General features: G+C 66.1%; 13 protein-coding genes. 6 read left to right on the top strand and 7 right to left on the bottom strand.

Annotated features, from left to right (window positions below; all coding sequences use genetic code 11):
* Positions 1-43: 43 nt before the first annotated feature.
* The 7 genes from ASE61_RS16330 to ASE61_RS16300 all read right to left on the bottom strand — a co-directional run bounded on the left by ASE61_RS16330 (position 44) and on the right by ASE61_RS16300 (position 7,654).
* The gene (locus ASE61_RS16330) at positions 44-826 is read right to left on the bottom strand and encodes a transporter substrate-binding domain-containing protein (protein ID WP_061968631.1); all 783 of its coding nucleotides are present in this window, start codon (positions 824-826) and stop codon (positions 44-46) included.
* 31 nt (positions 827-857) lie between these two features.
* Entirely contained in the window at positions 858-1,631 is a 774-nt protein-coding gene (locus ASE61_RS16325; RefSeq protein WP_061968629.1) for an ABC transporter ATP-binding protein, read from the bottom strand.
* 150 nt (positions 1,632-1,781) lie between these two features.
* Complete coding sequence (locus ASE61_RS16320; RefSeq protein ID WP_061968628.1) at positions 1,782-3,278, bottom strand: PLP-dependent aminotransferase family protein; 1,497 nt, start codon at positions 3,276-3,278, stop codon at positions 1,782-1,784.
* Between the two features lie 102 nt (positions 3,279-3,380).
* Complete coding sequence (locus ASE61_RS16315) at positions 3,381-4,043, bottom strand: RraA family protein (RefSeq protein ID WP_061968626.1); 663 nt, start codon at positions 4,041-4,043, stop codon at positions 3,381-3,383.
* Between the two features lie 61 nt (positions 4,044-4,104).
* Positions 4,105-5,310, bottom strand: a complete 1,206-nt coding sequence (locus ASE61_RS16310; protein WP_061968625.1) for a PLP-dependent aminotransferase family protein — start codon at positions 5,308-5,310, stop codon at positions 4,105-4,107.
* A gap of 18 nt (positions 5,311-5,328) precedes the next feature.
* Entirely contained in the window at positions 5,329-6,111 is a 783-nt protein-coding gene (locus ASE61_RS16305) for a 2-keto-4-pentenoate hydratase (protein WP_061968623.1), read from the bottom strand.
* A gap of 58 nt (positions 6,112-6,169) precedes the next feature.
* Positions 6,170-7,654, bottom strand: a complete 1,485-nt coding sequence (locus ASE61_RS16300; RefSeq protein WP_061968622.1) for a PLP-dependent aminotransferase family protein — start codon at positions 7,652-7,654, stop codon at positions 6,170-6,172.
* 202 nt (positions 7,655-7,856) lie between these two features.
* Here ASE61_RS16300 and ASE61_RS16295 point away from each other — a divergent pair, with 202 nt between their 5' ends.
* The 6 genes from ASE61_RS16295 (at position 7,857) to ASE61_RS16270 (ending at position 12,636) form a co-directional block, all read left to right on the top strand.
* The gene (locus ASE61_RS16295) at positions 7,857-8,633 is read left to right on the top strand and encodes an ABC transporter ATP-binding protein (RefSeq protein WP_061968620.1); all 777 of its coding nucleotides are present in this window, start codon (positions 7,857-7,859) and stop codon (positions 8,631-8,633) included.
* Between the two features lie 11 nt (positions 8,634-8,644).
* Positions 8,645-9,442 carry a transporter substrate-binding domain-containing protein gene (locus ASE61_RS16290; RefSeq protein ID WP_061968618.1) on the top strand — a complete coding sequence of 266 codons (798 nt, stop codon included), beginning with the start codon at positions 8,645-8,647 and terminating at the stop codon, positions 9,440-9,442.
* 82 nt (positions 9,443-9,524) lie between these two features.
* Positions 9,525-10,223: an ABC transporter permease gene (locus tag ASE61_RS16285; protein ID WP_061968616.1), complete on the top strand. Its 699-nt coding sequence runs from the start codon at positions 9,525-9,527 to the stop codon at positions 10,221-10,223.
* A gap of 2 nt (positions 10,224-10,225) precedes the next feature.
* Positions 10,226-10,954, top strand: a complete 729-nt coding sequence (locus tag ASE61_RS16280) for an ABC transporter permease (RefSeq protein ID WP_061968614.1) — start codon at positions 10,226-10,228, stop codon at positions 10,952-10,954.
* Positions 10,944-11,750, top strand: coding sequence for an inositol monophosphatase family protein (locus ASE61_RS16275; RefSeq protein WP_061968612.1), 807 nt, complete (start codon positions 10,944-10,946; stop codon positions 11,748-11,750). Before ASE61_RS16280 ends, ASE61_RS16275 begins: the two co-directional genes overlap by 11 nt.
* A 40-nt stretch (positions 11,751-11,790) precedes the next feature.
* Positions 11,791-12,636 carry an inositol monophosphatase family protein gene (locus ASE61_RS16270; RefSeq protein ID WP_061968611.1) on the top strand — a complete coding sequence of 282 codons (846 nt, stop codon included), beginning with the start codon at positions 11,791-11,793 and terminating at the stop codon, positions 12,634-12,636.
* The last annotated feature ends 84 nt before the right edge of the window (positions 12,637-12,720 follow it).

Genomic DNA, 12,720 nt, shown 5'->3' with positions numbered 1-12,720 from the left:
TCACGACCTCCGCCGCTCTCGGGTCCGCTGCCTCGTCGCGCGATCAGGGCAGGACACTGAACGACCAGTAGCGATCGTTGATCGCCTTGAAGGAGCCGTCCTTGAACGAGGCGTTCAGCGCCGCGTCGATCTGGTCGCGCAGCGCGCTGTCTTCCTTGCGGAGCGCCACGCCGACGCCGGGACCGAACAGGGCGATGTTGTTGATCTCCGGGCCGACGAAATGGAACTTCTCGCCGCGCGGCTTCTGCAGGAAATCGCCGTCGAGCTTGATCGGCCCGGCGAAGGCGAGGTCGATCCGGCCCGATTGCAGGTCGAGCAGCAGGTTGTCGACCGTGTCGTATTGCGCGAGCTTCACGCCGGGGAATTCCTTGGTCATGAACTGCTCATAGGTCGAGGAGCGCTGGAGCCCGACCGTCTTGCCGGCGAGCGCCTTAGGGTCCGGCTTGCCGTCGGCCCCGATCGGCTGGACGTTCAGCGTCTTGGCGCCGACGAAGCGGGCGGTGGAGGAGCGGTAGGGCACGCTGAAATCGATCGACTTCTTGCGCTCGTCGGTGATCGACATGCTCGCCACGATCAGGTCGAACTTGCCGGCGAGCAGCGCCGGGATCATGCCGTCCCATTGCTGGCAGACGAAGACGAGATTGACGTTCAGGCGCTTGCCGATCTCGCGGGCGACGTCGATGTCGAAGCCCTGCAATTCACCCTTGGCGTCGCGGAAATTGAACGGCGGATAGGTGCATTCGCTGCCGACCTTGACGTCTCTTGCCGCGGCTCCCGTCGTCAAGGCACTGAGCAATCCGGCGGCGACGAGTATGGGCTTCAGCATGTCGTTCTCCCCTTTGAATTGACGGCTCGGTTCACAGGACGCGTTGCAGGAAGGCGCGGCAGCGCTCGGAGCGCGGATAGCCGAGGACCTGTTCGGGCGGGCCGCGCTCCTCGACGACGCCCTGGTGCAGGAACAGCACCTCGCTGGAGATCTCGCGGGCGAAGCCCATCTCATGCGTCACGATGATCATGGTGCGCCCCTCGGCGGCGAGCGTGCGCATCACCGCGAGCACCTCGCCGACCAGTTCGGGATCGAGCGCCGATGTCGGCTCGTCGAAGAGCAGCAGCGCCGGTTCCATCGCCAGCGCTCGGGCGATGCCGACGCGCTGCTGCTGCCCGCCGGAGATATGGGCGGGATAGGCGTGGCGCTTCTCGATCAGCCCGACCTTTTCGAGATAGGCCTCGGCGCGCTCTGTCGCCTCCTTGCGGCTGAGGCCGAGCACCTTGATCGGTGCCACCGCGATGTTCTCCAGCACGGTCAGGTGCGTCCAGAGGTTGAAGCTCTGGAACACCATGCCGATGCGGCTGCGCATCCGGTTGATCTGCTTGCGGTCGAGCTGGGCCCGGCCGCCGCCTTGCTGCGCCAGCCGGACCGTCTCGCCCTCGAAGCGGATGGTGCCGGCATCGGGCAGTTCGAGGAAGTTGATGCAGCGCAGGAAGGTGCTCTTGCCCGAGCCGCTGGCGCCGATCATCGTCACGACGTCATGGCTGCGGGCCGTCAGGTCCAGTCCCTTGAGGACGGCCAGGTCCCCGAAGCTCTTCCGGATACCCTTGACCTCCAGGACGGTGCTGCGTTCGACGTTCATGAGGGCTCCGCTGCTGACGGCAGAATGTGAGGCGGTTCGTGGCCCCCCAAGGTCCAATTCGGAGCTTTCGCTAGGGTCCAGTTCCCGACGTCGCACAAAAGGGCGGCAGGCTGGGTCCGTGGCGGGCGCCTACTGCATCGTCACGCGGCGTTAGGCCCCGTCGCAGGCGGCATCGATCGCCTCGGCCACCGCCTCGACACAGGCCGGCAGCTTTTCGGTCAGGGTGTTGCCGAAGCCGAGGATCAATCCCTGCCGTGCAGGCCCGCGGCAATAGCGCGACAAGGCCGGGCAGTCGAAGCCGCGGTGCAGAAGCGCCGTCGCGGCCGCGACATCGTCGAACGAGATGCGTGGCCGAACCGTCATGTGCAGTCCCGCCGTCACATAGGGTATGACGAAGCGGTCGCCGATGCGCTGCTGCAGCCCGTCTGCCAGCAGGAGCGAGCGTTCCCGATAGATCGCCCGCATCCGCCGCAGATGCGCCGCCAGATGCCCCTCCGCCATGAAGGCCGCGACCAGCGCCTGGTCCGGCTGCGGCGCATAGAGCGAGAAGACGCGTTGCGCCTGGGTGAAGGCCTCGACAAGGCCCGGCGGCACGACGAGATAGGCCAGTCTCAAACCGGGCGCCAAGGCGCGGTTGAAGGAGCTGGTGTAGATGACGCGCTCTCGCGTGTCTGTGGCGAAGAGCGGCGGCTGCGCCTGTCCCAACCAGCGGATCTCGCTGTTGAAATCATCCTCCAGCACCCAGCCGCCATGAGCTTGCGCCCAGGCAAGCAAAGCCTGGCGTCGCGCCGGCGGCATCGAGGATCCGTACGGGAACTGCTCGACCGGTGAGACGACAACCAGCTTCGGCAGCGTTCCTCCGTCCGCCTGCGTCGGAAGGGCGGCCGCGTCGAGCCCCATTTCGTCGATCGGCACAGGGTGGATTCGCACGCCGCTGAGCTCGAACGTGGCAAGTTCGGTCAGGTGGCCAGGATCCTCGACCGCGACCACGTCCCCGGCATCGAGCAGGACATGGGCGACGAGCGCCGCCGCCTGGAGCGTGCTGCCGATGACGATGACCTGTTCCGGCGCGCAGGCCAGGCCGCGTGCTTCCGCGAGATAGGCCGCGATCTGGTGGGTGAGGCCGGCGCGCGGATGGCCCACGCCGTAGCCCGTCTGCGAGATCGCGCGGGAACGCCAGTGCCGGGCCGCGATCCGGCTGAAGATCTCGTAGGGAAATTCGTCGAGGGCAGGCACGCCTGGACTGAGGCCCAGCGTCTCGGAGCGCTCGGGCGGCAAGCGAGCTTCGAGGAGCTGCGTTGCACGCTCCGACAACGCGGTCTTGCCGGGCAACAGCGCGGACGGATTGGGCCTCGCCCGCGTCTGGTGATCCTCGGGAAGCACCTTCTCGACGAAAGTGCCGGAGCCATGGGCGCGCCGGACATAGCCTTCCGCCTCCAGGCGGTCATAGGCCTGAACCACCGTGTTGCGGGCGAGAGCCAATTCCTTGGCCAGCGTGCGGCTGGGGGGCAGGCGCGTCTCGCGCGGAATCACACCTTCGGTGATGCCCGTCTGGAACCGGGCGAATATCTGCTCGTAGAGCGGGATCTCACTGTCGCGCTCGAGCCTGATCAGGTTCCAGACGGGATAGTTGAACTGGTTGGCCATTCGCCCTCGTCAGGCTGACACACTCCTTCCGAATGGACGCGGGCGCCGGATTCTCCAAGCGGATTTCGTGGAACGGCGTTCGAATACGAGGCCGAGGCTGCCCTACGGCGCTTTCAACCCGAAGACGGCCTCGGCGGTCTGCCCGGCTTTCAAAGCGTCCTCCCATTTCGCCTCCAGCACCAGCCGGGCTTCGGCATCGGCGATGCGGGCGCGGATCGTCGCGGGCGTCAGGGCAACCAGCCCGTCATCGTCGCCGATCAGGAGGTCGCCGGGCGAGACGATCGCGCCGCCGATCGTCACCGGCCGGTTGATCTCGCCGCGCTCGGCCGAGGACGGCCCGCGTGGCGTCACCGAACGCGTGAAGACCGAGAAATCCGTCCAGCTCGCCAGCGTTCCGACATCACGGATTGCTCCGTCGCAGACCAGGCCGACGGCGCCCTTGCGGCGGATATGCCCGCCCAGGATCTCGCCGATCATCGCGCTCTCCGCATGCCCCGCCGCCGCGATGACCAGGACGTCGCCGGGGCCGATCACGTCCATCGCTCGCACGACCGAGCCGAAATCCGGCGCCTCGCAGAACGCCGTCACCGCGCGCCCGAACAGGCGCGGCTGCTGACCGGGCGGCAACAGGGGGCGGATGGCATGGTCGATCTGGTTGAGATTGCGGCCGAGATCGACAGCGACCGCGACGGGGATCGCGCGCCAGCGCTCGATCTCGGCCTGTGTCAGGTCGCTTTGCGGAACGGGATGGATGGTCACGGGCATGGTGCAGTCCTCATCGTCGCGATGTGGCGATCTGGTGGTGTCGGGGGGACAGGGGGCGGCTTCAGCTCCGCAGCCGCGATCCCATGCGGGCCTTCAGGACATTGCCGAGCGCCGTGATGCCGGCGACGAGCCGCTCGTCCGTCTGGGTCGAGTAGCTCAGGCGGGCATGGTTCGGCCGCTGGTCCAGCGCGAAGAAGGTGGCGCCGGGCACATAGGCGACACGGGCCTCCGGCAGCGCATGGTCGAGCATGAAGGCGGCCGTGTCGAAGCCTTCCGGGAAGGTCAGCCAGGTGAAGAGCCCGCCGCTTGCGTCCGTGCAGGCGATCTCCTGTGGGAAGCTCTGCCGGATCGTGTCCAGCATCAGGTTCTTCTTGTGGCGATAGGCGCTGCGGATCGTGCCGATATGCGCGTCGATGTCGTATTCCGCCAGGAAGCGCGAGGCGACCGCCATGTTGAGCGTGCTCGTCTGCGTGTCCGCCGCGAGCTTGAGCAGGCCGAGCTGCTCGATCAGCTCGCTCGAGGCCACGGCCCAGCCGAGCCTCAGACCCGGCGCCAGGATCTTCGAGAAGCTGCCGAGATAGATCACCCGGCCCTCGGTATCGAAGCTCTTGATCGGCGGGATGCGCTCGCCCTCGAAGCGGATCTCGCGATAGGGCGAATCCTCGAGAATGATGATGTCATGGGCGTTGGCGATCTCGACCAGCCGCTTGCGTCGCGCCAGGCTCATGGTGACGCCGGTCGGATTGTGGAAATCCGGAACCGTGTAGATGAACTTCGCGCCCGGATTGGCCTTCAGAGCCGCGTCGAGCGCTTCGACATCCATGCCGTCCTCGTCCATGCCGACCGTGACATAGCGCGGCTCGCAGGGGTTGAAGGCGATCAGCGCGCCGAGGAAGGTCGGGTCCTCGACGACGATGACGTCGTCCTTGTCGACCAGCATCTTGGCGACGAGGTCGAGCCCCTGCTGGCCGCCCTGGAGGATCAGCACCTCGTCGGTGGTGCAGGGCACGCCGTCGCGCGTCATGCGTTCGGCGATCTGTCGGCGCAGCAGCGGCATGCCGTTCGAGACGGTGTATTGCAGCGCCTCCTGCCCGTTCTCGGCCAGCGTCTTGCGGAAGACCTCGTCGAGCCCCGCGATCGGGAACAGCGAGGCGTCGGGATAGCCGCCGCCGAAGGAGATCACATTGGGATCGGCACCGAGCCGCAGGAGCTCGCGGATGGCCGATGGTTTGACCCGGCTCATCCGGGCAGCGAGGCGAGACGTCATGATCGTACTTTCCGGCACTCAGGCGGTGACGTTGAGCTCGACGGCGCCGATGCCTTCGAGCTCGAAGCGATAGGTTTCGCTTTCGGTGGGGAAGCGGGTGGTGACGAGGCTGCCGGTCATCACGATCTCGCCGGACTTCAGGCTCTGCCCCTTCACCGCCAGCGCATTGGCGAGCCAGGCGAGCGGCGCGAAGGGATGGCCCAGCGCGTCGCGACCATAGCCGCGATCGATCTCCGTGCCATTATGGCTGATCGTGCCCGAGACGGCGTCCAGCGCCGGCCAGTCGCTGCAGAATGTCGACAGGATCACGCCGCCATTCCAGGAATTGTCGGCGACCAGCGAAAGCACGTCGAGCTCGGCATAATCGGCGGCCCGGTCGTCGACGATCTCAATGGCGGCGCAGACACCGGCGACATGCTCGGCGATGCTCTCCTGCGTCCAGGCCGGGCCTCCGACGGGGAGATCGCTGGCCATGCGCACCGCGATCTCGAATTCGAGACCCATGCGGCCGTAATCGGCGATGGCGAGGCGTGCGCCGGAATGATGCAGCCGGTCGGCCAGTACAACGCCCGCGATCGGATGGGGAATGCCGCACATCGTCTGCATGCGCTGCGAGGTCAGGCCGATCTTGTAGCCGACGGCAGCGCCGCAGCGCGGCTTCAGCAGCGAGACATAGCGCTCCTGCACCGCGTAGGAATCCTCGAGCGAGGCGATGCCGTTCGCCGCGGCGAAGGGCCGGAACTGCTCGTTCCGGTCATGCTCGTCGATCAGCCTGTTGGCCAATCCGTCCGTGTCGATCATCCCGTCCTCCTGTCCCGGCCTTGCTGATGCCCCGGGTAGCGATCGATTCCAAAAAGCCCTAGGCGGCGGCCATGATCTCGGCAAAGCGCCGCACCGCCGGAGTTATGCGTTCCGGCACGGTATTGCCGAAGCCGAAGACGAAACCCGTCGCCGTGCGGTCCTGCAAGCGGTAGCGCGACAAGGCAGGCGCATCGATGCCGCGCTGGCGCGCAGCATTGGTGACGGCCGCATCATCCAGCGGCCCCAGCGCGTGGGCCGTCAGGTGCAATCCGGCGGTGACATCAGGGATGAGGAGCCGGTCACTGAGAGCCTGACGCAGCGCGTCGACCAGGATGGTTGCCCGCTCTCGATAGATCAGCCGCATGCGCCGGACATGCTTGGCGAGAACGCCGCGGCCCATAATGTCGGCCACCATCTGCTGCAGGGGCGGCGGCAGGTAGCAGGAGAAGACGAGCTTCGCCCGGTAGAACAGCTCGACCAGGTCCGGCGGCAGCACCAGATAGGTCAGGCCCAGCGAGGGCGAGAAGATGCGGTTGATATTGCCGATGAAGATCACGCGCTGGTCGGCATCGAGCGAGAGCAGCGAGGCGAGCGGCTGGCGGTTGATGCCGATCGGGCTGCTGTAATCATACTCGATCACCCAGGCGTTGCGGGCCCGCGCCCAGGCGAGCAGGGAAAGCCGGCGCTCCATCGACATGGTCGAGCCATAGGGAAACTGGTTGGTCGGCGAAGCGATCACCATGCGGGCATCATGCGTTTCCGGCCCGAAGCGGTCGACGCAGAGCCCCTCCAGATCGACGCGCTGCGGCAGGATGCGGGCGCCGTTCGCCACCATGGCGGCTGTCCGCGTCGGATAGCCGGGGTCCTCGATGACGACGCCGTCGCCAGGGTCGAGCAGCAATTGCGCCAGCAGGATGAAGGCCTGCGTCGTGCTGGCGACAACGGCGATCTGCTCCGGCCGGCAAGGCACGCCTTCGTATTCCCCCAGATATTTCGCGATCTGCTGGCGCAAGGCGGGCAGGCCGAGGCGCTCGCTGAAATTGAACTGGGGCCAGGGCTCCGAACCCCAGTACTCGGCGGTGCTGCGGCTGATATCCGCGAACGGCAACTCGTCCAGCGCCGGCAGCAGGGGGCTGAGATCGTAGCCGAGCTCGCGCTCGCTCGGCAGTGGCAGCCCCATCAGGGCGCAGCCGCGCGCCGCCAACACGCGCGGCTGCGGGGGCGGCTGCGGAGCGGGCGACGGCTCGCCGATCCGGCGGTGCATGTCTTCGGGCAGATCCTTCTCGATATAGGTGCCCGCGCCTGTACGCCCATGCGCGTAGCCTTCGTTCTTCAAGCGGTTATAGGCGAGCACGATGGTCGAGCGGGAGACGCCGAGCTCGTCGGCCAGCTTGCGCGAAGGCGGCAGATGCATGCCGCGGGGGATCGCGCCGTCGACGACAAGCGCCCGAATTTGCCCGGCGATCTGGTCATAGAGCGGCTCCGGCCCGTCCGGCGCCAACGCGATCGTGTTCCAGAAGGGGTAGTTGAAGCTCGCGTTCATATCCTGTCGCGGTCGGGGGGCGGGTCCGGTCGGTAGCTCTCGGCGATTGAGCGGCGCGTCGCGCGAGCGGTCAAGCATGTCGCCGGATTGGTATGCTCGACTCGAAAGAATTGGTACTTGAGGCTGTTTTTAGCCGTCGGTACCGTCCCTGCCAATCGCGATCGGACAAAGCCGGTCATCCAGCGCAAGCGGAGGGGAAAACGTGTCTCGACCCGAGGCGAAGACCGTCCTCACGGCGGACGGCATCCACAAGAGCTATGGCGACTTCCCGGTTCTCAAGGGCGTCAGCCTGGCAGCCCGCGAACGCGACGTCATTTGCATGATCGGGGCGAGCGGCTCGGGGAAAAGCACCTTCCTGCGCTGCATCAACCTCCTTGAAACGCCCGAAGCCGGCTCGATCCACTTCGAAGGCGAGCAGCTGAACCTCGGGCGCCGTGGCAATGGCGCTGCGGCTCTGGACGCCCGCCAGATCAACCGCATCCGCAGCCGGATGGGCATGGTCTTCCAGAGCTTCAACCTCTGGAGCCACCTCACCGTCCTCGACAATGTCACGATCGCGCCGATCAAGGTTCTGGGCGTGCCCAAGGCGGAGGCCAAGGAGCGAGCCGAGATCTTGCTCGCCAAGGTCGGCCTGTTCGACAAGCGCTTCCACTACCCCGCCCATATCTCCGGCGGCCAGCAGCAGCGCTGCGCCATTGCCCGTGCGCTGGCGATGGAGCCCAAGCTCCTGCTTTTCGATGAGCCGACCTCGGCCCTCGATCCCGAACTGGTCGGCGAGGTGCTGGGCGTCATGCGGCAGCTCGCGGAAGAGGGACGCACCATGATCGTCGTGACCCATGAAATGGCCTTCGCTCGCGAAGTCTCGAACGAGGTGCTCTTCCTTCACGAGGGGAAGATCGAAGAGCGCGACACGCCGGAGAACATCTTCGGCAATCCGACGTCCGAGCGGTGCAGGCGCTTCCTGCAGCGGGTTCTGTGAGGAGAAGAACCATGAAGAAGACGGCACTCACCCTACTGACCGGCGCAGCGCTGCTGCTGGCCGGCTCCGCCTTCGCCCGCGAGGTCAAGGTCGGAACCGAATGCACCAACCCGCCCTTCAACTATCGTACGGCTGGCGGAGAGCTGACCGGCTTCGACGTCGACCTCGCCCGCGAGATCGGCAAGCGGGCGGGCTTCGAGTTGCAATTCGTCTGCCAGGCATTCGAGGGACTGATACCGGCCCTCTCGGCCCGCAAGTTCGATCTCATCCTCGCCAGCCTTTCGATCACGGAAGCGCGCCAGAAGAGCATCGATTTCAGCATTCCCTATCGCGCCTCGACCGGCCGCTTCGTCGGCCCGAAGGGTTCCAAGCTGGAGCCTGTGACCGCGGATGGGAAGCCAAATCCCAAGGCGCTCGACGGCAAGGTCGTGGGCATGATCCGCGCCAGCACCTATGACCGCTATTTCACCGAGCTGTTCCCCGGCGTGCAGATCTCGCGCTACGAGAATTACGAGACCTTGCTGCTCGACCTCATCTCGGGCCGGGTCGACCTGATCATGGCCGGACCGATCAAGATGGCCGGCTTCTTCGAGGACAAGCAGGGCAAGGACTTCGCCTTTGTCGGCCCCGAGCTGGAAAGCATCAAGTATTTCGGGCCGGGCGTCGGCGTCGGGCTGCGCAAGAACGAGCCGGAGCTGCTGGCCAAGGTCGACGAAGCGCTGAAGGGCATGTTCGCCGACGGCACCTTCAAGGCGATCAACCAGAAATACTGGAAGTTCACGGTCATGCCGAGCGTCTGGGCCGACTGAGCCGCCCCGGCTGCAAGGGCATGGTCCGATGCCGCAGGTGCCGGCCATGCCCGGCGCCATCCTCCCCTGACGGGAACGCAATATGACGGCAGACCTCTTTCAGGGCTGGGGAACCCAGCTCTTCTGGGGAACGATGGTCACGCTCAAGGTCGCGTTCCTGGCCTTGGCGGCGGGGCTCGTGATCGGGCTCCTCGTCGCGCTCGCCAAGCTCTCTTCGTCGCGGTTTCTGCGCGCGGCGGGCGACCTTTACACCACCTGCATCCGCGGCACGCCGGAGCTGCTGATCATCCTGCTCGTCTATTTCGGCAGCACTGTCGCCTTGTCGGCCGCGCTGCGCTGGATCGGCGGGCCGAACACCTCTTTCGAGATGCCGGCGCTCGGCGCCGGCGTGCTGGCGCTGAGCCTCGTCTTCGGCGGCTACGCGGCCGAGATCTTCCGCGGCGCCTTTCTCGCCATTCCGCCCGGCCAGATCGAGGCGGCCAAGGCCTTCGGCATGTCGCCGCTGACGCTGTTCATCCATATCCGCCTGCCGCTGATGTGGCGCTACGCCCTGCCGGCGCTCGGCAATATCTGGATCTCGCTGATCAAGAACACCTCCCTGATCTCGGTGGTCGGCCTCGAGGAGCTGATGCGCGTCAGCTACATCGCGACCTCGGTGACGCGCAGCCCATTCCATTTCTACATGCTGGCGGCGCTCATCTATCTCCTGCTGACGATCGCCAATTCCCTCGGCATCGAATGGCTGGAGACCCGCGCGAACCGCGGCGTCCGGAGGGTCTGATCATGGACATGTCGCTCATGATCGAGAGCCTGCCGCGCCTGCTGGAAGGCGCCGTCCTCACCCTCAAGCTCCTGCTGCTGACGGAGCTCATCGGCTTCATCTGCGCGCTGCCGCTCGGCATCCTCTATGCCAATGGCAGCCGTGCCGCCCGCACGCCGATCTACGCCTTCGTCTATTTCTTCCGCGGCACGCCGCTGCTGGTGCAGATCTTCATCGTCTATTACGGGCTCGCGCAGTTCGATTTCGTCCGCCAGAGCGTCCTCTGGCCCTGGCTGCGCCAGCCCTTCGTCTGCGCCCTGCTCGCCTGCGCGCTGCATTCCACCGCCTATACGACGAACATCCTGCGCGGCGCGATCCAGGCCGTGCCGGCCGGCGAGGTCGAGGCGGCGCGCGCCTGCGGCATGTCGGCCTTCCAGGTCCAGCGCTTCATCGTGCTGCCGATCGCGTTCAGGCTGATGCTGCCCGCCTACAGCAACCAGGCGATCGGCATGTTGAAGGGCACCTCGCTCGCCAGCACGATCACGCTGATGGAATTGACCGGCGTCGCCAACACCATCGTCGCCAGCACCTTCCAGCCCTACGAGGTCTTCATCATGGCGGCGCTGATCTACCTCACGATCACGCTCGTGATCACGCGCTGCTTCAAATACCTCGAATATGCGCTGAGCAAGCACCGGCGCCCCCTCAAGAGCAGTGCTGCGATCCCCGGACAGGTCCGTCATGCCGACTAGCGACATCAGGAACTTCATTGCCTTCGCCCAGGGTCTGGCCGACGCGAGCGGCACGATCATTCGCGAGGCCGCCAGCCGGAACAACGCCTTCGTTTCCAAGGGCGACGACAGCCCGGTCACGGAGATCGACCGCGGCGTCGAGACGGAACTGCGCCGCCGCATCGGCGCGGCCTTTCCGGATCACGGCATTCAGGGCGAGGAATTCGGCGCGCAGGCGACCGATGCCAAGTATGTCTGGGTGCTCGACCCGATCGACGGCACCAAGGCGTTTGTCGCCGGCATTCCGGTTTTCGGCACGCTGATCGCGCTCACCCGCAAGGGCATCCCGATCCTGGGCGTCATCGACCAGCCGATGACGCGCGAGCGCTGGATCGGTGCCGAAGGCTACCCGACCACCTTGAACGACACCCGCGTCGCGACCTCGGGCCGGAAGCTCCTCCCGGAATCCGTCCTCTCGACCAGCAATATCGAGCTCTACGATCCCGATACCTTGCCGGTTTTCGAGGCGCTGCGCACGTCGGTGCATTGGTGCGTCTATGGCGGGAGCTGCTACTCCTATGGGCGCCTCGCCTCAGGCGGGATCGATATCGCGATCGACCGCTTCACGACACCGCATGACGTGCTCGCCCATGTCCCGGTCATCGCTAATGCCGGCGGCGTCATCTCCGACTGGGACGGCGCGCCGCTGACCCTGCATTCGAGTGGCCACTGCCTCGCGGCGGCCAATTCCGATCTGCACCGGGCGGCGCTCGCCCAGATCGCGGCTCCGCGCGCCGGAATGATGTCGGCGGCGTGAGCCGTCCGAGCTGTGTACCAACTCAACCAGGCTAGCCGTCATGACCATCAAGCCCCGGACACGCAAAGAGATCGTCGAGGCCATGAAGGAGGCCGCGCGCATCGGCGGCGCCTCGCTCGCCGCGAATTTCGCGCGCCTCTCCGCGCTGCCCATCCTGGAAAAGGGTCCCTCGGACTTCGTCTCCGCCGCTGATATCGAATCTGAGCGCCTGATCGTCGCCCATCTCAACGCGAAGCTGCCCGAAGTCGCCGTGCTCGGCGAGGAGGGGGCGGCCTCTCCCGATGCCGGCAACGGGCTCAGGATCATCATCGACCCGCTGGATGGCACCAACAATTTCCTGCATGGCATCCCACAATTCTCGGCCTCCCTCGCCCTGATGGAGGGCGACGAGGTGACAGCCGGCGTGACCTTCAATCCGCTGAGCGGTGAGATGTTCTGGGCCGTGGCCGGGAAGGGCGCGTATCTCGGCGAGAAGCGACTGAACGGCTCCAGCCGCAAGTCCCTCGCGCATGCCGTCGTCGGAACCTGCTTCCCCTATAATGGCAAGGGTGACACCGAGAAGGCGGCTCGCGAGATGGCGGCGATCATGCCGCGCGTCTCAGGCATCCGCAGCCCGGGCTCGGCCGCGCTGGAGATCGCCTATGTCGCGGAAGGCCGTTTCGATGGCTTCTGGACCTCCGGTGCCAAGCTCGATCTCTGGGATCTCGCAGCAGGCGTGATTATCGCGCGGGAAGCAGGCTGCCTCGCGACCGAGATCGACGGCAAGGGCGATCCGCTCCGGTGCCGCAGCCTCGTCGTCGCGCCCAGGCAGTTCCATGGCCAGTTCATCGACATCTTTGGTCCGACCTGTGCGACAGGCGCACCGAACAAAACCGCTCTTGCCTAGCCACGATTTCAAAGTCCGGTTTGAAGTCACCTTTCAATGTCTGCAGCTGGCGCTCCGCGGTACTTTGTATCGGCCATGCACCGG

This window comes from Allobosea sp. Root670 (assembly GCF_001429415.1).
GTDB lineage: Bacteria > Pseudomonadota > Alphaproteobacteria > Rhizobiales > Beijerinckiaceae > Allobosea > Allobosea robiniae.
The sequence above is the reverse complement of the archived record's forward strand: the minus strand, read 5'-3'. Positions and strand labels throughout refer to the sequence as shown.

Bases quoted from the DNA above. Each gene is read 5' to 3' on its own strand.
- ASE61_RS16330 (WP_061968631.1), bottom strand. From the start codon at position 826: ATGCTGAAGCCCATACTCGTCGCCGCCGGATTGCTCAGTGCCTTGACG.
- ASE61_RS16325 (WP_061968629.1), bottom strand. From the start codon at position 1,631: ATGAACGTCGAACGCAGCACCGTCCTGGAGGTCAAGGGTATCCGGAAG.
- ASE61_RS16320 (WP_061968628.1), bottom strand. From the start codon at position 3,278: ATGGCCAACCAGTTCAACTATCCCGTCTGGAACCTGATCAGGCTCGAG.
- ASE61_RS16315 (WP_061968626.1), bottom strand. From the start codon at position 4,043: ATGCCCGTGACCATCCATCCCGTTCCGCAAAGCGACCTGACACAGGCC.
- ASE61_RS16310 (WP_061968625.1), bottom strand. From the start codon at position 5,310: ATGACGTCTCGCCTCGCTGCCCGGATGAGCCGGGTCAAACCATCGGCC.
- ASE61_RS16305 (WP_061968623.1), bottom strand. From the start codon at position 6,111: ATGATCGACACGGACGGATTGGCCAACAGGCTGATCGACGAGCATGAC.
- ASE61_RS16300 (WP_061968622.1), bottom strand. From the start codon at position 7,654: ATGAACGCGAGCTTCAACTACCCCTTCTGGAACACGATCGCGTTGGCG.
- ASE61_RS16290 (WP_061968618.1), top strand. From the start codon at position 8,645: ATGAAGAAGACGGCACTCACCCTACTGACCGGCGCAGCGCTGCTGCTG.
- ASE61_RS16285 (WP_061968616.1), top strand. From the start codon at position 9,525: ATGACGGCAGACCTCTTTCAGGGCTGGGGAACCCAGCTCTTCTGGGGA.
- ASE61_RS16280 (WP_061968614.1), top strand. From the start codon at position 10,226: ATGGACATGTCGCTCATGATCGAGAGCCTGCCGCGCCTGCTGGAAGGC.
- ASE61_RS16275 (WP_061968612.1), top strand. From the start codon at position 10,944: ATGCCGACTAGCGACATCAGGAACTTCATTGCCTTCGCCCAGGGTCTG.
- ASE61_RS16270 (WP_061968611.1), top strand. From the start codon at position 11,791: ATGACCATCAAGCCCCGGACACGCAAAGAGATCGTCGAGGCCATGAAG.